The organism is Gluconacetobacter azotocaptans (assembly GCF_014174355.1).
Lineage (GTDB): Bacteria > Pseudomonadota > Alphaproteobacteria > Acetobacterales > Acetobacteraceae > Gluconacetobacter > Gluconacetobacter azotocaptans.
Window position 1 is genome coordinate 57,485 of record NZ_JABEQF010000012.1, and the last position, 18,815, is coordinate 76,299.

Annotated in this window: 14 protein-coding genes; 12 read left to right on the plus strand and 2 right to left on the minus strand. The window is 69.4% G+C overall.

All coding sequences use genetic code 11. The annotated features are described in order from the left end of the window. Positions 1 to 278 precede the first annotated feature (278 nt). Positions 279 to 1,865 (minus strand): alkyl hydroperoxide reductase subunit F, encoded by a 1,587-nt coding sequence (gene ahpF, locus HLH34_RS14265; protein WP_183120251.1) that lies wholly within the window; start codon positions 1,863 to 1,865, stop codon positions 279 to 281. A gap of 119 nt (positions 1,866 to 1,984) precedes the next feature. Then, on the minus strand, positions 1,985 to 2,548 hold the full coding sequence (ahpC, locus tag HLH34_RS14270; protein WP_183120252.1) for an alkyl hydroperoxide reductase subunit C: 564 nt from the start codon (positions 2,546 to 2,548) through the stop codon (positions 1,985 to 1,987). A gap of 166 nt (positions 2,549 to 2,714) precedes the next feature. On the opposite strand from ahpC, the gene HLH34_RS14275 reads away from it, so the two are divergent. From HLH34_RS14275 to HLH34_RS14330, 12 genes are all read left to right on the plus strand, one after another. Further along, complete coding sequence (locus HLH34_RS14275; RefSeq protein ID WP_183120253.1) at positions 2,715 to 3,653, plus strand: hydrogen peroxide-inducible genes activator; 939 nt, start codon at positions 2,715 to 2,717, stop codon at positions 3,651 to 3,653. Next, positions 3,650 to 4,702, plus strand: a complete 1,053-nt coding sequence (locus HLH34_RS14280; RefSeq protein WP_183120254.1) for a DMT family transporter — start codon at positions 3,650 to 3,652, stop codon at positions 4,700 to 4,702. The genes HLH34_RS14275 and HLH34_RS14280 overlap by 4 nt, the downstream gene beginning before the upstream one ends. A gap of 278 nt (positions 4,703 to 4,980) precedes the next feature. Then, the gene (locus tag HLH34_RS14285; RefSeq protein ID WP_183120255.1) at positions 4,981 to 8,145 is read left to right on the plus strand and encodes an efflux RND transporter permease subunit; all 3,165 of its coding nucleotides are present in this window, start codon (positions 4,981 to 4,983) and stop codon (positions 8,143 to 8,145) included. Further along, on the plus strand, positions 8,138 to 9,310 hold the full coding sequence (locus tag HLH34_RS14290; RefSeq protein WP_183120256.1) for an efflux RND transporter periplasmic adaptor subunit: 1,173 nt from the start codon (positions 8,138 to 8,140) through the stop codon (positions 9,308 to 9,310). The genes HLH34_RS14285 and HLH34_RS14290 overlap by 8 nt, the downstream gene beginning before the upstream one ends. Continuing rightward, on the plus strand, positions 9,300 to 10,700 hold the full coding sequence (locus tag HLH34_RS14295) for an efflux transporter outer membrane subunit (RefSeq protein WP_183120257.1): 1,401 nt from the start codon (positions 9,300 to 9,302) through the stop codon (positions 10,698 to 10,700). Before HLH34_RS14290 ends, HLH34_RS14295 begins: the two co-directional genes overlap by 11 nt. Before the next feature lie 117 nt (positions 10,701 to 10,817). Next, the gene (locus HLH34_RS14300; RefSeq protein WP_183120258.1) at positions 10,818 to 12,059 is read left to right on the plus strand and encodes an NAD(P)/FAD-dependent oxidoreductase; all 1,242 of its coding nucleotides are present in this window, start codon (positions 10,818 to 10,820) and stop codon (positions 12,057 to 12,059) included. Positions 12,060 to 12,155: 96 nt separating this feature from the next. Then, positions 12,156 to 12,965 (plus strand): polysaccharide deacetylase family protein, encoded by an 810-nt coding sequence (locus tag HLH34_RS14305; protein WP_264784427.1) that lies wholly within the window; start codon positions 12,156 to 12,158, stop codon positions 12,963 to 12,965. After that, entirely contained in the window at positions 12,962 to 14,227 is a 1,266-nt protein-coding gene (locus tag HLH34_RS14310; RefSeq protein WP_264784426.1) for a putative glycoside hydrolase, read from the plus strand. Before HLH34_RS14305 ends, HLH34_RS14310 begins: the two co-directional genes overlap by 4 nt. Next, positions 14,224 to 15,213 carry an HlyD family secretion protein gene (locus tag HLH34_RS14315; RefSeq protein ID WP_183120259.1) on the plus strand — a complete coding sequence of 330 codons (990 nt, stop codon included), beginning with the start codon at positions 14,224 to 14,226 and terminating at the stop codon, positions 15,211 to 15,213. Before HLH34_RS14310 ends, HLH34_RS14315 begins: the two co-directional genes overlap by 4 nt. Next, a complete protein-coding gene (locus tag HLH34_RS14320) occupies positions 15,210 to 16,130 on the plus strand; it encodes an ABC transporter ATP-binding protein (protein ID WP_183120260.1) in 921 nt (306 codons plus the stop codon). The genes HLH34_RS14315 and HLH34_RS14320 overlap by 4 nt, the downstream gene beginning before the upstream one ends. Continuing rightward, on the plus strand, positions 16,127 to 17,254 hold the full coding sequence (locus HLH34_RS14325; protein WP_183120261.1) for an ABC transporter permease: 1,128 nt from the start codon (positions 16,127 to 16,129) through the stop codon (positions 17,252 to 17,254). Before HLH34_RS14320 ends, HLH34_RS14325 begins: the two co-directional genes overlap by 4 nt. Next, on the plus strand, positions 17,251 to 18,780 hold the full coding sequence (locus HLH34_RS14330) for an efflux transporter outer membrane subunit (protein WP_220792187.1): 1,530 nt from the start codon (positions 17,251 to 17,253) through the stop codon (positions 18,778 to 18,780). Before HLH34_RS14325 ends, HLH34_RS14330 begins: the two co-directional genes overlap by 4 nt. The last annotated feature ends 35 nt before the right edge of the window (positions 18,781 to 18,815 follow it).

Below are 18,815 nucleotides of genomic sequence, written 5' to 3' on the forward strand. Positions count from 1 at the left end.
CCTCGTGCCGGCGTGACGCTTCTGGCCATCTCCGTCAGCAAAACGGCGGACGGCGGCGCACCATCCGCTGTTGCGATAGGCCTGAGACAATCCTGCTACAGCGCGGACCGCAGCCGGGAAGTTTCCTGAAGGTTTGGTATGTCATGTAACGATGCCTCGATAACCCCCGGGTACCTTGAGCGGTCGCCTGGATCGAGCATCGATGGCGGCTCCGACGTCACCCTCGGGGGCGGCGTCAGAGTTCGCGGGCGTGGGGCCGTCCTGGCTCCTGGTCGTGGTCAGGCGGCGCTGCGTTCCGTCGCCACGTCTTCCGCCGGCAGGCGGATCAGGAAATCGAAGGCGGACAGGGCGGCCTTCGCCCCGTCGCCGGCGGCGATGACGATCTGCTTGTATGGCGAAATCGTCGCGTCGCCCGCCGCGAAGAGGCCCGCGACCGGGGTGGCGCCGCGGTGGTCGATCTCGATTTCGCCGCGCGGGGTCAGCGGCAGCACGCCGTCCAGCCATTCCGTGTTGGGCATCAGCCCGATCTGCACGAAAATCCCCGCCAGTTCGACCTGATGCACGGCATCGTCGCGCCGGTCGCGATAACTCAGGCCGGTCACATGGCGTTCGTTGCCGTGGACCGCGACGGTCTGGGCCATTGTCACGATCGTCACGTTCGCCAGGCTGCGCAGCTTGCGTTGCAGCACGGCATCGGCCCGCAGCGTCTCGCCATATTCCAGCAGGGTGACGTGCGTCACCAGCCCCGCCAGGTCGATCGCCGCCTCGACGCCGCTGTTGCCGCCGCCGACGACCGCCACGCGCTTGCCTTTGAACAGCGGCCCGTCGCAATGCGGGCAGTAGGCGACGCCCCTGTTGCGGTATTCGGCCTCGCCCGGCACGTCCATCTGCCGCCAGCGCGCCCCGGGCGCCAGCACGACCGATTTCGCCTGGACCGTGACGCCGCTTTCCAGCGTGACCTCGTGCAGCCCGCCCGGCGCGGCGGGGACCAGATGTGCCACCCGCTGCTGCGTCATAATCTCGACATCGTAGGAACGGACGTGATGTTCCAGCGCCGCCGCCAGTTTCGGCCCTTCGGTTTCGGCGACGGAAATGAAATTCTCGATCGCCATCGTGTCGCGCACCTGCCCGCCGAACCGCTCGGCGATCAGGCCGGTCCGCACCCCCTTGCGCGCGGTATAGACCGCAGCCGCCGCGCCGGCGGGGCCGCCGCCGACCACCAGGACATCGAACGGGTCCTGCCCGGCGATGTGCGCCGCCGACCGGGTGGCCGCGCCGCTGTCGATCCGCGACAGGATCTCGCCGACATCCATGCGGCCCTGGGCGAACGGCGCGCCGTTCAGGAACATTGACGGTACCGACAGGATCTGGCGCTGTTCGACCTCGCTCTGAAACACGGCGCCGTCGATCGCCACATGGCGGATGCGCGGGTTGATGACGCTGATGGCGTTCAGTGCCTGCACGACATCCGGGCAGTTCTGGCAGGACAACGAAAAATAGGTCTCGAACCGATAATCGCCGTCCAGCGCGCGGATTTGCGCGACCATCTCGGGCGCGATCTTCGGCGGATGGCCGCCGACCTGCAAAACCGCCAGCACCAGCGAGGTGAATTCATGCCCCATGGGCACGCCGGCAAAGCACAGTTCGATGTCGGTGCCGGGCCTGCGGATCAGGAACGACGGCCGGCGTGGATCCTCCCCCCCTTGCCTGACGTTGACGCGGTCCGACAGGCCGGCCAGCTCCTGCAACAGCTCGGCCAGCGCTGCCGATTGCGCATCGTCCCCCAGGGACGGCACCAGTTCGACCGGATGGGACAGGGTGGAAAAATGGGTCCGCAACTGGGAGCGGATCGAATCGTCCAGCATGGAAAAGTCCTTTTCCTGTCGGGATTGCACAGATCGGGCGTTGCCCGGACCCCGATCATGAATAATAATTGGTTTCCAAAGGCGACTGCCTTTGGCGGGTTCAGGGCAGCGCCCTGATGTTAGATCTTCCCGATCAGGTCCAGCGACGGCGACAGGGTGGTCTCGCCCTCTTTCCACTTGGCCGGGCAGACCTCGCCCGGGTGGCTGGCGACGTACTGTGCGGCCTTGATCTTGCGCAGCAATTCCTGCGCGTCGCGGCCGACGCCGCCGGACGTGATCTCGACGATCTGGATGCGTCCCTCGGGATCGACGACGAAGGTGCCGCGGTCGGCCAGGCCTTCCTCTTCCACCATGACGTCGAAATTACGGGCGATGGTGCCCGTCGGGTCGCCCAGCATCGTATAGCGGATCTTGCCGATCGCCGGCGACGTGTCATGCCACGCCTTGTGCGCGAAATGGGTGTCGGTCGATACGCTGTAGACCTCCACGCCCAGTTTCTGGAAAATGTCGTAATGCTCGGCCAGATCTTCCAGTTCGGTCGGGCAGACGAAGGTGAAGTCGGCCGGATAGAAGAAGAAGACCGCCCATTTGCCCGCCACGTCGGCGTTCGTCACGCGGATGAATTTTCCGTCGCGATAGGCATGGGTGTCGAATGGCTTGATGGTCGCGTTGATGCGGGGCATATCGCTCTCCTGTTGAATGGCGCCGGACCGATGTCCCATATCCCCCATGACAGGTGAAATCGTTTGTATCTGTGTCTGTGATCGGTATTGCCGATCATGCGCCGGACGAAACAGACAGGTTGTGCCTATATTGAAAGGGTAACCGAACGGTCCTATCTATCAATCCATGTCCTATCTTCCGCTCGCCGGCCTGTCCCTGCGCGATATCGAATATGCGGTCGCGGTCGCCGACCTGCAGCATTTCGGCCGCGCGGCGGACCGGTGCGGCGTCAGCCAGGCCGGCCTGTCGGAACAGGTCCGCAAGCTGGAAGACCTGCTGGGCGTAGCACTGTTCGAGCGGACGCGCCGGCAGGTGTCGGTGACGCCGGAAGGCGAACGGCTGCTGGCCCAGGGGCGTGACATCCTGGCCGCCGCGCGGACGATGCTGGAAATGGCGCGGCAGCATACCGGCCCGCTGTCCGGCATCCTGCGGCTGGGCATCATCGCGACGCTCGGCCCCTATTATATGCCGGCCCTGCTGCAGCAGATCCGCGACGCCTATCCGGACTTGAAACTGCGGCTGGAGGAAAGCCGGACGGCGGCGATGCTGCGCATGCTGCGGGCGAACGAACTGGACGTGGCGATCGTCGCCCTGCCGCTGGACGAGGCCGGCCTGGCCACCGAGGCGGTATTCCGTGAACCCTTCATGGCGGTCTTCCCGTCCGGCCACGCCCATGGCTGCCGCCCGGCGATCACCCAGCCGGATCTGGCCGGGCCGGACCTGCTGCTGCTGGAAGAGGGGCATTGCCTGCGCGACCAGGCATTGTCGCTGTGCAGCAGTGCTGCGGGGGCGGCGCATGACGGACGGCTGGCCACCAGCCTGGAGATGCTGTGGCACATGATCGGCGCGGGCGAGGGCTATTCGCTGATCCCGCTTCTGGCCTTGCAGAACCGGGCCGACGTGAACGGCCTGATCGAGATCGTACCCGTGCAGGACGACCAGGCCGCGCGGACGATCGGCCTGGTCTGGCGCGCGTCCGATCCACGCGCCGACGCCTATCGCGCATTCGCCGGCCTGCTGCGGACATTCACTCCGCAGGGCTGCCAGCCCGTGCCGGCGGCATGAGGGGGGCAGGCATTCCGCTGGCGCTGCTCTCGGCGGTGCTGTTCGGCGCCAGCACGCCGTTCGCCAAGCTGCTGCTGGGGTCCATCGACCCGCTGATGATGGCGGGGCTGCTGTACCTGGGGTCGGGCGTCGGGCTGGCGGCCGTCACGTTCTGCCGGTCCGCGCTGCGTATTCCGGCGGCCGAGGCTCCGCTCCGCCGGGCGGACCTGCCCCGGCTTGGGCTGGTCGTCCTGTCGGGGGGCGTCGGCGGGCCGGTGCTGCTGATGCTCGGCCTGGCGCGCACGGACGCCGCCAGCGCGTCCCTGCTGCTGAACCTCGAAGGGCTGGCGACGATGGGCATCGCCTGGGTAGTGTTCCATGAAAATGTGGACCGGCGGCTGCTGGCCGGGGCGTGCGCCATCCTGGCCGGCGCCCTGCTGCTGTCATGGCAGGGGCATGCCGCGCTGGGCGTGGGCGCGCTGTACATCGCCGGCGCCTGCCTGTGCTGGGGGATCGACAACAATCTGACGGGCCGGCTCTCGGCGGCCGATCCGGTGCAGATCGCCATGATCAAGGGCCTGTGCGCCGGCGGCATCACGCTGGGGCTCGCCGGCCTTCACGGGGCGGCCGTGCCATCCATTGCCGGCATCCTCTCGGCCGCCGGGGTCGGTTTCGCGGGATATGGCGTCAGCCTGACCCTGTTCGTGCTGGGGCTGCGGCATCTGGGCGCGGCGCGGACCGGCGCCTATTTCGCGCTGGCGCCCTTCGTGGGGGCGGTCCTTTCGCTTGTCCTGCTGCATGACCCGCTGACGCTCCGGCTGCTGGTCGCAGGCGGGCTGATGGGGGTCGGCCTGTGGCTGCACCTGTCCGAACGCCATGACCATGTGCATGTGCACGAACCGATGGAACACGAACATCGGCACATCCACGACGCGCATCACCAGCATGCCCACAGCGCCGACGATCCGCCGGGCGAACCTCATACGCACCGTCACCGGCATGACCGCCTGGTCCACCGTCATCCGCATTACCCGGACCTGCATCACCGGCATCCGCATCCCCACGAATAGGGCCGCGTTCTTTCCGCCGGGCGAAGCTCGGACTCCGCCCCAGCCTTCCCCGGCACGACGATCGTGCCCTGCAACTCACTCCGACCCCGTCACGTTTCCCCCAGGCGATTCAGGTTACTCCTGCACTGACGGCCCCGTGGGGGCAGATCACCGACGCCGTGCCGAATGCCGTCCACTGGCCGGCGTGTCGGATGACGCCGGGTGAGATGGCGCGCCCGTGTTCGCGTGGTCGGAATGGAGGTGTTATCCATGGCGAGAGTTGGGATGGCCGCGCATCCATGAACGCGATCGTTCGCCTCGCGCTCGCGCGTCCCTACACGTTCGTCGTGATGGCGATCCTGATCGCCATGGCCGGGGTATTGTCGGCGATCCGGACGCCGACCGATATCTTTCCCGACATTCGCATTCCCGTGGTCGCCGTGGCCTGGACCTATACCAGCCTGTCGCCGGCCGAGATGTCCGGCCGCATCGTGCTGCCGTTCCAGCGGGCGCTCACCACGACCGTGAACGACATCGAGCATATCGAAAGCCAGTCGCTGACGGGCATCGGCGTGACCAAGATCTTCTTCCAGCCGGGTGTCGACGTCCGGCTGGCCAACGCGCAGGTCACGGCCATCGCCCAGACCATCCTGCGCCAGCTTCCGGTCGGAACGACGCCCCCGCTGATCCTGAACTACAGCGCCTCGACGGTGCCCATCGTGCAACTGGCGCTGTCGGGGAACGGGCTGACCGAGCAGCAGCTTTACGATTACGGCTTCAATTTCATCCGCAACCGGCTGGTGACGGTTCCGGGAGCGGCGATCCCGTTCCCTTATGGCGGGCGGGTGCGGCAGATCCAGATGGACCTCGACCCCCGCCAGCTTCAATCGCGCGGGGTCTCGGCGCGGGATGTCGGCAACGCCCTGGCCAGCCAGACCCAGATCACCCCGGCCGGCTTCGTGAAGATCGGCATGTATCAGTATAATTTCCGGCTGAACAACGCGCCGGTTTCGGTCGAACAGCTCAACATGCTGCCCGTCCGCACGGTGAACGGCGCCGTGGTCCGCGTTCGCGACGTGGCCCACGTGCGCGACGGCGCGACGCCGCAGCAGAACGTCGTCCATGTCGATGGCCAGCGTTCGGCCCTGCTGACGGTCCTGAAATCCGGTGCGACCTCCACCATCGCGATCGTCGCGGGGATCAAGGCGATGGTGCCCGACGCGACGCGGGGACTGCCGAAGCAGCTTCACCTCACGCCGGTCAACGATCAGTCGCTGTTCGTGAAGGCGGCCGTGGACGGCGTGCTGCGGGAAGGGGCCATCGCGGCGGGCCTGACCAGTCTCATGATCCTGCTGTTTCTGGGGTCGTGGCGGTCCACGCTGATCGTGGCGACGTCCATTCCGCTGTCGGTCATGGGCGCCATCGCCGCCTTGTCGGCGCTGGGCGAGACGCTGAACGTCATGACGCTGGGCGGGCTTGCGCTGGCCGTGGGCATCCTGGTGGACGAGGCGACGGTCACGATCGAGAATATCGAGCGCCATCTGGAACAGGGCAAGGACGTTCAGGCCGCCATCGTGGACGGATCGGGCGAGATCATCGTTCCGGCCTTCCTCTCGCTGCTGTGCATCTGCATCGTGTTCATCCCGATGTTCTATCTGCCCGGCGTGTCGGGTTTTTTGTTCGTGCCGATGGCGCTGGCCGTGATCTTTGCGATGGTGATGTCCTTCCTTCTGTCGCGCACGCTCGTGCCCACCATGGCGATGTTCCTGCTGCGGCGGCATGACCAGGGCGGCGCGCGGCCGGGGGGCGTGGTTACGGGCTTCCTGCAAGGGTTCGAACGGCGCTTCGACGCGCTGCGGGGGCGTTACGGTGCGCTGCTGGAAGTCATTTTGGACCATCGCGCCCGCTTCGTATTCGGCTTTCTGGGCTTCGCCTGCCTCAGCCTGGGCCTGCTGCCTTTCCTCGGGCGGAACTTCTTCCCGCAGGTGGATGCCGGGGCGATGACGCTGCATGTGCGCGGGCCGGTCGGCATGCGGATCGAGGAAACATCCGCCCTGTTCCAGCGGATCGAAAAGCAGATCCGCCAGCGCATTCCGGCCGGCGAACTGGCCTCGATCGCCGATAACATCGGCCTGCCGACCAGCGCCATCAACACGGCCTACAATGCCTCGGGCACCATCGGACCGCAGGATGGCGACATCCTGGTGTCACTCAAGGAAAACCACCACCCCACCGCGCGCTACATCCGGAGCCTCCGCGCCACGTTGCCCAGGCTCTTCCCGGAAGCGACCTTTGCCTTTCTTCCGTCGGATATCACCAGCCAGATCCTCAATTTCGGTGCGCCGGCCCCGATCGACATCCAGGTCAGCGGACCGCGCCCGGACGAAACCCGGCAGTTTGCCGAACGGATCGTGCGCGAAATCCGCGGGATCGACGGCCTTGTCGATGCCCGCGTCCAGCAGCCGGGTCATTATCCCGAACTCCGCTTCGACGCGGACAGGACCCGGATCAATCAGTTCGGCCTGACGGAAGGCGACGTCACCAACAGCATCGCGACCGCAATCGCCGGCACGTCGCAGACCGCGCCCCTGTACTGGCTGAATTCGGAAAGCATGGTCACCTATCCGATTGCCGTGCAGATGCCCGAATATCGGATCGACGCGCTGTCGGATATCATCGGCCTGCCGGTGACGGGCGCGTCGGCGACACAGCTTCAGGTGCTGGGCGCGCTGGGCACCATCACACGCGGCACGACCTCGCCGGTCGAAGCGCAGTACAATATCCGCCCGCTGATCGACGTCTTCGCGGGGGCCGACGGGCGCGATCTCGGGGCGGTCGCGGCGGACGTGCAGGACGTCCTGCACGGGCTGGAGCACGAGCGCCCCGAGACGGTCACCGTCACGCTGCGCGGCCAGTACCAGGCCATGGCGACGGCCTTCACCGGCATGGGGTTCGGCCTGCTGGGCGCGATCGTGCTGATCTATCTTCTGATCGTCGTCAATTTTCAAAGCTGGACCGATCCCTGCATCGTCGTCCTGGCCCTGCCGGCGGCGCTGGCCGGCATCTGCTGGATGCTGTTCGCGACCGGGACGCCGTTGTCGGTTCCCGTCCTGACGGGGGCGATCATGTGCATGGGCGTCGCCACGGCCAACTCCATCCTGGTCATCAGCTTCTGCCGCGAACAGCTCGCCGAGCATGGCGACGCGATTCAGGCGGCCCTGGCCGGAGGCAGGACCCGATTGCGGCCGGTCATCATGACGGCCCTGGCGATGATCATCGGCATGCTGCCCATGGCGCTGGGGTTCGGCGAGGGCGGCGAACAGAACGCGCCGCTGGGGCGCGCCGTCATCGGCGGCCTGATGTTCGCCACCTGCGCCTCGCTGTTCTTCGTGCCGACCCTGTTTGCCATCATCTACGACCGGCGCGCGCGGCGCACCGCGCGCGGAACCCCCCTCCATGCCTGATCCCGATCCATCGCCGCCCGCCGGACGCAAGCCAAGGCCGGGGCGCATCGTCATTGCCGGTGCCGTCGTGTTCGGGATCATTCTCGTGGCGGGAACACTCGCGCGCATTCACTCCCGCCACCAGCTTCACGCCGAAAACGTCGCGGCCGCGGTTCCCACGGTGACCGTCGTGCATCCGGGCGGCAACGCGATCGATACGCTGGTTCTGCCGGGCGTGCTTCAGGCATGGTACAGCGCGCCCGTCTATGCGCGCACCAGCGGTTACCTGCGGCGCTGGTACGTCGATATCGGGCAGAAGGTGCAGGAAGGCCAGGTTCTCGCGGAAATCGACACACCGGATGTCGACCTGCAGCTTGCCGCGGCGCGGGCGGCGCTGGGAACGCGGACCGCGCAACGCGATCTGGCGGGGATTACCTCCCGGCGCTGGAATCGCCTCAACGCGCAAAATGCCGTGTCACAGCAGGAGACGGACGAACGCCGGGGCAATTTCGCGGCCAGCGAGGCGACGCGCCACGAAGCGGCGGCCGAGGTCGAGCGGCTGGAGACGCTCTCGGGCTTCAAGCGCATCGTGGCCCCCTTTTCCGGGGTCGTGACCAGCCGCGCGACGGATATCGGCGCGCTGATCATCGCCGGCACGTCGACGACCCAGCCGCTGTTCACCGTGTCGGACGTGACGCGCCTGCGCCTCTATGTCCGGGTGCCGCAGGCGTATGCGGCGCGGATGCGGGATGGTCTGCGCGTGCATTTCACGGTCCCCGACTATCAGGGGCGCACGTTCGAGGCGCGTTTGTTCCGCTCGGCGGATGCCGTCGATTCCCCGTCGGGCTCCATGCTGGTGCAACTGGTCCATGACAACGCGGACGGTCTTCTGAAACCCGGCGCCTATGCGCAGATCGCCTTTACGTTCGACGGTCAGGGTGCTGCGGCCTCGCCGACCGTGCGCATTCCGGCCAGCAGCCTGCTGTTCCGCAAGGACGGCACCACCGTGGCGCTGGTGGACGGCAACGGGCATGTCAGGATCAAGCCGATTTCGATCGTGACCGATTTCGGCACGGAACTGGAAGTCACCGGCCTGACGCCGCAAAGCGTGGTCATCGACACGCCGATGGACGACATCCGGGACGGGGACGAGGTCAACCCCCAGGAGAACAAGCATGCCTCCTAGAGGCTGCCTTGCCGTGCTTCTGGTACTCCTGCTTTCCGGCTGCAATCTGGCGCCCGACTACAGGAAGCCGCCGCCGCCTGCCGTGCCCGCCACGTTCAAGGAAATCGGGCCGTGGACGCCGGCCCGGCCGATGGATGCGGGCCCGCGCGGGGCCTGGTGGTCGGTGATGGACGATACCGGCCTGAACCGGCTGGAGGAGCGGATCGAACAGGGCAGCCCGCAACTGGCGGCCGCCGTCGCGCGATACGACCAGGCCCGCGCCCTTGTCCGGCGCGCGCGGGCCGAATTCTTCCCCCAGATCGACGCCACGGCCAGCGTGCAGCGGGAACGGACCCTGTTCACCCGGGGGGGCACCTATTTCGACTATCGGGAATATGCGGCCGGTGGCGCCATTTCGTGGGAGCCCGATGTCTGGGGACGCATCCGCAACCTGGTCGCGGCGGCACGGGCCGACGCGCAGGCCAGCGCGGCCGACCTCGCCGCGGTGCGGCTCAGCCTGGAAGCGGAACTGGGCGACGATTATTTCCAGTTGCGGGGGCTCGATGCGCGGATCAGCCTGCTGAGACAGACCGTCACGGCCTATGCGGCGGCCCTGGACCTGACCACGAAGCGCTTTGCCGGTGGCGCGGCGAGTGAACTGGATGTGGGGCGCGCGCAGACCCAACTGGCCTCGGCCCAGTCCGAACTGGACCAGCAGGTGGGGGATCGTGCGGTCATCGAGCATGCGATTGCCGTACTGATCGGCGCGCAGCCCTCCACATTCTCGATCGCACCCGCCCAGGTTCTTGCCGCGCCGCCGGTCATTCCCGTCACCACGCCCTCCCGCCTGCTGGAACGCAGGCCGGATGTCGCGGCGGCCGAACGGCATATGGCGGCGGCAAACGCCCGGATCGGCGTTGCGCGGGCGGCCTTTTTCCCGAATATCACACTGGGTGCGACCGCGGGGTCGCAGACCATGACCAGCACCCTGTTCTCGGCCGGCACGGGTGTCTGGGCGCTGGGGCCGGCCCTGGCCACGCTGGCCATTTTCGACGGCGGACGACGGTTCGCCGATCTGGCGCAGGTGCATGCCGAATATGCCGAGGTCGCCGCGCAGTACCGGCTGGTCGCGCTCGATGCGTTTCGGGACGTCGAGGATCGGCTGGCCCTGCTGAATCATCTGGCCGAGGCGTCTGCCCGGCAGGGGGAAGCCGTGACGGCGGCCGCGCGCACCAACCGGCTGGCAACCATCCAGTATCGCGAGGGTGCGGTCGACTACCTTCAGGTGGTCATCGCCCAGACCGCCGAGTTGCAGGCCCGCGAGGATCTGATCACGGTGAACACGCGTCGCCTGGTGACCGGGATCGACCTCGTGCGCGCCATGGGCGGAGGGTGGATGGACCATGGCTGAGTCCCGGCCCCTATCCGCCCGCGGACATTGACGGGCAGGGAAGGCGGCAGGACACTGACCGCAACCATGCCGGGCGCATCCTGCCGCCGGAAGGCAGGAGGGAGTAGAAGAAGCGCCATGACAGGCAGAAGCGTCATCGTCCTGGGGGCCGGCATGTGCGGCGTGGGGGCCGCCTATCATCTGCTGGCGCGCGGGTTCGACGTCACGCTGGTCGATCGCGGGGCGCCGGGCGGAGAAACCTCGTACGGCAATGCCGGGCTGATCCAGCGCGAATGCGTGGAACCCCATGCCTTCCCCCGCGATATCCGCACCCTGCTGAACATCGCCCTCGGCCGGGGAAACGAGGCGCGTTATCACGTCGCGGCCCTTCCCGGCCTGGTTTCGCCGCTGGCGCGCTACTGGTGGAACAGCCGGCCCGCCGCCTATCGCCCGATCGTGCGGGGATACGAGGCGCTGATCCGTCACAGCCTTACCGCCCATGCGCCGATGATCGCGGCGGCCGGGGCCGAGGATTTGATCGCGCGCACCGGCTGGACGCTGATGGTCCATTCGGCCGAAGCGTTGGATGCCGAGGCCGAAACCGCCCGACGCCTGTCGCGCGCATTCGGCGTCAATTCCACCGTCCTGGACGCGGCCGGCTTCGCCGCCGCCGAACCGGCCATCCGCCGCCCGGTCGCGGGCGCCATCCACTGGACCGACCCCTGGTTCGTCCGCGATCCGGGCGAACTGGTCGCGCGCTATGCGCGGCTGTTCCAGCGCCTGGGCGGCCACATCGCCACCGGCGACGCCGCCACCCTGCGCCGCGCCGGCGCCGCCTGGTCGGTCGATACCGAAGGCGGCCGCATCGACGCGGCCTCGGCCGTGGTGGCGCTGGGCCCGTGGTCCGACCGGCTGCTGCGGCGTTTCGGCTACCGCTATCCGCTGTTCATCAAGCGCGGCTACCACCGCCATCACCAGGGCGGGTCCGGCCTGCGGGCGCCTGTGCTCGACCCCCAGGCCGGTACCGTGCTGGCCCCCATGGCGCGCGGCCTGCGCCTGACCACCGGGGCGGAATTCGCCCGCCTGGGCGCCCGCCCCACCCCGGTGCAACTGGCGCGGGTCGAGGCACGGGCGCGCCAGCTTGTGGACCTGGGCGCGCCGGTCGAACCCACCCCCTGGCTGGGCAACCGGCCCTGCACGCCCGACATGCTGCCGGTGATCGGGGCGGCGCCGCGCCATGCCGGGCTGTGGTTTCATTTCGGCCACGCGCATCAGGGCTTCACCCTGGGGCCGGCGACCGGCCGGTTGCTGGCCGAACTGATGAATGGCGAGGCGCCCTTCACCGATCCGGCGCCCTACGCGGCGGCGCGGTTCGGCTGACGCGGCGCGGGGCCCCGATCACGAAAAGCGGAGGCAAGGCGACGCGCGCGACGGTCTGACGTTCCGGCATCGAACCCTCCGGAAGGCGCGACCGCCGTGCGCACAGGCCCCAATCCCCTGCTCATGGTGCTGCTGTCGCTGTCGCCGGTGGCGGCGACGGCGGGCGAGGCGGACCGGGGCGTCGCCGTGCTGGCCTATCATCGCTTCGACCCGCTGCATGGCGGACCGACCACGGTCACCACGCTGGCGTTCGAACGGCAGCTCGACTGGCTCGACGCCCATGGCTATCGCGTGGTGGCGCTGGGGGCGGCGGTGGAGGGCCTGCGGGGCACCGGCTCGGTCCTGGGCGATGTCGTCGCGGGCGGGCATGCCGTGGCCATCACCGTGGATGACGGCCATGTCTCGGTCTACACGCAGCTGTATCCGATCGTGCGGCGCCGGCATGTGCCGGTGACGCTGTTCATCTACCCGTCGGCGATTTCCCATGCCACCTACGCCCTGACCTGGGGGCAACTGGCCGACATGACGCTGTCCGGGCTGGTGACGGTGCAGTCCCATACCTACTGGCATCCGAATTTCCATGCCGAGCGCGCGCATCGGACGGCGGCGGATTATCGCGCCTTCGTGGACGACCAGCTGGTCCGGTCGAAACGGGTGCTGGAACGCCGGCTGGGCGTGCCGGTGGAGATGCTGGCCTGGCCCTTCGGCATCGTCGATGCCGATCTGCGGGCGGCGGCCGTCCGGGCCGGCTATCGCGCGGCATTCGGCTACGGCGGCGGGCCGGCCCGCCCGGGCGTCGATCCCTTCGCCATTCCCCGCCTGCCGATGTCCGATGCCGACCAGGGGGCGGTCCTCGCCGCACGGCTCAGGCTTGGGCCGGTCGTCCGGGGACGTTCCGCGCCGTGACGCCCCGGGGCGCGCTCGGCATCCTTGTCGCCCTCGGGCTTGTCCTCGCCGCCGGCCCGGCCCGGGCGGTGGCGGTGCGGGTGGTGGACGCGGCGACGGGCAGGGGCATCGCGGACGCAACGGTGGTGCTGGGCGGCAGCGTGCTGGCCATGGACGGCATGGGCCGCGTCGACCTGGGCGATCGGCCCGGCCGCCTGTTCGTCCGCGCGCCGGGCTATCGCGCCGGGGCCTTCGCGGCCGGGCAACTGCCACCGGGCGAGGCGCTGCCGCTGGTGCCCTTCACGCCCCGGGCGCTGTACCTGTCCAGCTACGGCGTCGGGTCCGCGACGCTGCGCGGGGCGGTGCTGGCGCTGATCCGCGATGCCGGGCTGAACGCGGTGGTCGTCGACATCAAGGGCGATCGCGGGCTGATCCCGTACCCCAGCGCCGTCGCCCTGGCCGGCACGATCGGCGCGCGCACCATGACGACCATCCCCGACCTCGCGGCCCTGGTCGTGATGCTGCACGCGCGCGGGCTCTACGCCATCGCCCGCATCGTGGTGTTCCGCGACCTGCCGCTGGCGGCCGGCCGACCGGACCTGGCGGTGCGCCAGGCCGACGGCGCACCCTTTCGCGACCGCCAGGGGATGGCCTGGGCGGACCCGTTCCAGCCGGCGGTGCGCGCCTACAACATCGACATCGCGGTCGAGGCCGCGCGCGCCGGGTTCGACGAAATCCAGTTCGACTACGTGCGTTTCCCCGACGGGCCGGAGCGGCTGCGCTTCCTGGCCCCGGCCACGCAGGCGTCGCGCCTGGCCGCGATCTCGGGCTTCCTGGCCGAGGCCAGGGGACGGCTGCTGCCCTACAACGTCTATCTGGCGGCCGATATTTTCGGATATGTGTGCTGGAACCTTGATGATACCGGCATCGGCCAGCGGCTGGCGGAACTGGCGCCGCAGGTCGATTACCTGTCGCCGATGCTCTACCCCTCGGGGTTCCTGTTCGGCATCCCCGGCTATCACGACCCGGTCGGCCACCCGTACGACATCGTCTACCGCTCGCTGGACATGGCGCGCCGCCGGCTGGGGATCTCGCCCCTGCGGTTCCGCCCCTGGCTGCAGGCCTTCCGGGATTACGCGTTCGACCGCCGGGTGTTCGGCCCGGCCGAAATCGCCGCCCAGATCCGCGCCGCGACCGATTTCGGCTCCAACGGATGGATGCTGTGGAATCCGCGGAATGTCTATGACGCTGCGGCGCTGGGCCAGGCGCCGTCGCTGCCATGACACCCGGAAGGCTGGCCATCGGGCTGGCGCTGGTCGTCCTTGCCGGCGCGGTCCTGTGGTGGGCGCTGTCGCGCCGTCCCGCCCCGGTAGTGTGGCAGGGCTATGTGGACGCCGATTTCGTCAAGATCGGCCCGACCCGGCAGGGCCTGCTGACCGGGGTAAGGGTCGCGCGCGGAGACGCCGTTGCGGCCGGCGCGCCGCTGTTCGACCAGGACGACGTGGCCGAACGCGCGGCGCGTGACCAGGCGGCACGCCAGGCCGAAGAAAGCGCGCGCCAGCTTGCCAATCTGCAGGGGCCGGGCCGCGACACCGAAATCCGCCAGGCCGAGGCCAACCTGGCCGACGCCGAGGCGACCCGCGACCGTGCCCGCGCTGACCTGCGCCGGCTGGAAGGCGCGGCGCCCGCCGGGGCGGCGACGTTCCAGGCGCGGGACCAGGCGCGAGCCGAATACCGGTCGGCCCAGGCCCGGGTCGATGGCCTGCGCGCCGCATTGGCGCAGACCCGCGCGCCCACCGGCCGGGCCGAGCAGATCCGCGCCCAGATGGCGGCGGCCGGAGCGTCGCGCGCCGCGCTGGCCATGGCGGACTGGCAACTGGCCCAGCGCCACGCCACCGCGCCCGCCGCCGGCATCATCGCCGATGTGCTGGCCCGCCCCGGCGAGGTGGTCGATGCCGGCGTGCCGGTGGTCTCGCTGCTGCCGCCGGGCAATATCTTCATCCGCCTGTTCGTGCCGCAGGCGATGCTGTCGCGGGTGCATCCGGGCGACCCGGTGGCGCTGGCCTGCGACGGCTGCGCCCCGGGGCTGGAGGGGCGGATCGACTTCATCTCGCCCCAGGCCGAATACACGCCGCCGCTGATCTACAGCGACGAAAGCCGGGCCAAGCTGGTCTATCTGGTCCAGGCGCGCCCGCGCCCCGACCAGGCCGCGCGGCTCAATCCGGGCCAGCCCGTCACCGTGCGTCCCCTCGCGGCAGGCACGCCATGACCCCGCCCGACTACGTCATCGACGTGCGCGACCTGCGCAAGGATTTCGGCACGCGCCGGGTGGTCGACGGCCTGACCCTGCGGGTCCCCAAGGGCGAGGTCTGCGGCTTCCTGGGCGCGAACGGCAGCGGCAAGACGACGACCATCCGCATGCTGTGCGGCCTGCTGGCGCCCGATGGCGGCAGCGGTACCTGCCTGGGGCTGGATATCCTGCGCGACGCGCCGCTGATCCGCCGGCAGGTCGGATACATGACGCAGCGATTCAGCCTGTACGAGGATCTGACGGTGTCCGAGAACCTGGATCTGGTCGCCGGGCTCTACGAACTTCCCGACGCGCCGGCCGCCGTCGCCGACATCATGGACCGCATGGGGCTGCGCGACCGCGCCGGCCAGTTGGCCGGCCAGTTGTCGGGCGGCTGGAAGCAGCGGCTGGCCCTGACCGCCTGCGTGCTGCATCGGCCGCACCTGCTGCTGCTGGACGAACCCACGGCCGGGGTGGACGTGAAGGCGCGCCGCGCGTTCTGGGACCTGATCCACGACCTGGCCGGCGGCGGGCTGACGGTGCTGGTGTCCACCCATTACATGGACGAGGCCGAGCGCTGTGCCCGCATCGTCTATCTGGCCGGCGGGCGCATCGTCATCCAGGGCAGCGCGGCCGAGGTGGTGGGGCGCGTCGGCCTGGTCACGTTCGAGGGCACCGGCGTCCCCATCGAGGACGCGGCGCGGCGGATCCGCGCGGCACCGGGGGTCGAGGCCGCGACGGTACTGGGCCGCGTGCTGCACATCGCCGGCATGGACCGCGCCCTGCTGGACGCCGCGATGGCCGGATACGGGGCCGGCCTGACCTGGCGCGAGGTCGATCCGCGGCTGGAGGATGTGTTCATCCACCTGCTGGACGAGGAGGAACCGCCGCGATGACGGCTTTCTCCCTCCGGCGCCTGCGGGCCCTGCTGCGCAAGGAATGGCTGCAGGTGAAGCGCGACCCGATGACCCTGCGCCTGATCGTGGCCCTGCCGGTCATGCAATTGCTGATCTTCGGCTACGCCATCAATTCCAACCCGCACGACCTGCCGACGGGCGTACTGATGGCGCAGCCCTCGACCTACGAACGCACCGTCGTCGCGGCGCTGCGCAATTCGGGCTATTATCGCGTCCGCACCCTGTCCTCGGAACGCGAGGCCGAGGAAGGCATCGCCCAGGGCAAGCTGCTGTTCGTCGTCAACGTCCCGCCGGGGTTCGACCGCCGTGTGGACCGGGGCGAGAGCCCGGCGATCCTGATCGACACCGACGGCACCGACCCGACGGCCATCGGCTATGCCACCGCCGCGCTGGGCGGCCTGACGGACGTGCTGGCGCGCGACCTGCCGCCGGTCCGCCGGGCGGCGACAGCGACGACGGCCCCGTTCCGCTTCGTGGTGCATACTCGCTACAACCCCGAGCAGTTGACGGTGCTCAACGTCGTTCCGGGCCTGATCTGCGTCGTGCTGATGATGTCGACGCTGATGCTCACGACCCTGGCCATCACCCGCGAGCGCGAGCGCGGGACGATGGAAAACCTGCTGGCAATGCCGGTCCGCCCGATCGAGGTCATGCTGGCCAAGATCGCCCCCTATGTCGGGATCGGCTATCTGCAGGTGCTCATCATCCTGCTGGTGGCGGTCGGGCTGCTGCATCTGCCCATCCACGGGTCGATCGTGCTGCTGTTCGCGGTGCTGGGGTTGTTCATCGCCAGCAACCTGGCGCTGGGCATCACCTATTCCACCCTGGCCGCCAACCAGATGCAGGCCCAGCAGATGGCGCAGTTCACCATGCTGCCGTTCATGCTGCTGTCGGGCTTCGTCTTTCCGTTCCAGGGCATGCCGCGCTGGGCCCGCGTGGTCGGCGAAATCATGCCGACGACCCACGCCATGCGGATCGTGCGCGGGGTACTGCTGAAGGGCAACGGCCTGGCCGAGATCCTGCCCGAACTGTGGCCCATCGCGCTGTTTACCGGCTGCACGGTCGTGATCGCGGTGCGGTTCTATCGGGAAACCCTCGATTGACGCGCCATGGCTCCGCGCCGTGGCGATCCGCGCGGGTCGCGGGGCTGGTCGTCCTGGCGATGGCCGGCCCCGGCTGCACGCTGGGACCCGATTTCCGGCCGCCGCCCGCCGCCCTGCCGGCCGCCTGGCACGACCGGTCGGCCGGCACCGCCGCTGCCGTCGTCCTGTCGGACCCCGACCCCGCCTGGTGGCGCCTGTTCGGCGACCCGGTGCTGACCGGCCTGATGGCCCGCGCCATGGCGGACAATCTGGACGTGGGGCAGGCGCTGGCGCGCATCGCCCAGGCTCGGGCGCAGGAACAGGCCCAGCGCGCCGCCGGCCTGCCCGGCCTTGACGCGTCGGCGGGTTATACCCGTGCGAAGCTGGGCGAGGCCGGTCTGTTCTCGGTGTTTGGCGGCGGGACGGGGGCCAATGGCCAGGCCTTCCCGGAGTCCGGTATCGGCGGGCTGACGCAGGGCACCGACCTCTATCAGGTCGGCTTCGACGCCTCGTGGGAACTCGATTTGTTCGGCCAGGTGCGGCGCGGTGTCGAACAGGCGGGCGCGCAGGCGCAGGCACGGATCGAAAATCGCCGCGACGCGCTGGTCACGCTGCAGGGAGATGTGGCGCGGACCTATCTGGAATTGCGCGCCGCCCAGGCGCTGCTGGCGGTCGCACAGGGCGAGACGGCAGCGCGGGCCGATCTCCTTGCCCTGACGCAGTTGCGGCACCGGCTGGGGCTGGCCGACCGGACGGATGTCGATCAGGCCCGGGACGGCCTGACCCGCGCCCGGGCGGCGCTGCCTCCGCTGGTGCAGCAGGCCGAGCAGGCGATGAACGACCTCGCCGTCCTGACGGGGCAACCGCCGGGCGCGCTGGATGCCCGACTGACGACCGCCCGGCCGCTGCCGGACGACCCCGTCCCCCTCGCGATCGGCCTGCCCGCCGCGCTGGCCCGGCGGCGGCCGGACATCCGCGCCGCCGAAGCCGGTCTGCACGCGGCCACCGCCGGCATCGGCGTGGCGGTGGCGCAATTCTATCCCGACCTGACCCTGACCGGCCAGTTCGGCCAGCGGAGCCTGGCGCTGAGCGATCTGGCCGAGTGGGGCAACAGCTTCTATCAGCTTGGTCCCGCCATCTCGCTGCCGTTGTTCCAGGGCGGGCGGCTGCGGGCCAATCTCAGGCTGGCCCGCGCGCAGGCGGCCGAAGCCGCGCTGGCCTATCGCCAGGCCGTGCTGAACGCGCTGCGCGACATGGACGACGGCCTGTCCGCCCTGCACGCCGACCGGACGCGCCGGCAAAACGATGACGCGGCCGTGGCCACGGCGGACGACCGGCTTGCCCTGGCCCACGTACGCTGGCGCGACGGGCTGGGCGACCGGCGCGCGGTCCTGGACGACCAGGCGACGCTGGCCGCCGCACGGCAGGACGCGCTGCGCGGACGCCTTCAGGTGCTGTTGGACATCGTGGCGTTGTACAAGGCGGCCGGCGGCGGGTGGCAGGCCGCGCCGGACGAAGGCAAGGGCGTAGCCCTTTGGGACCCCTAGACTTGGCCCTTGCCGGGCTCGGGCAGCGCCCGACC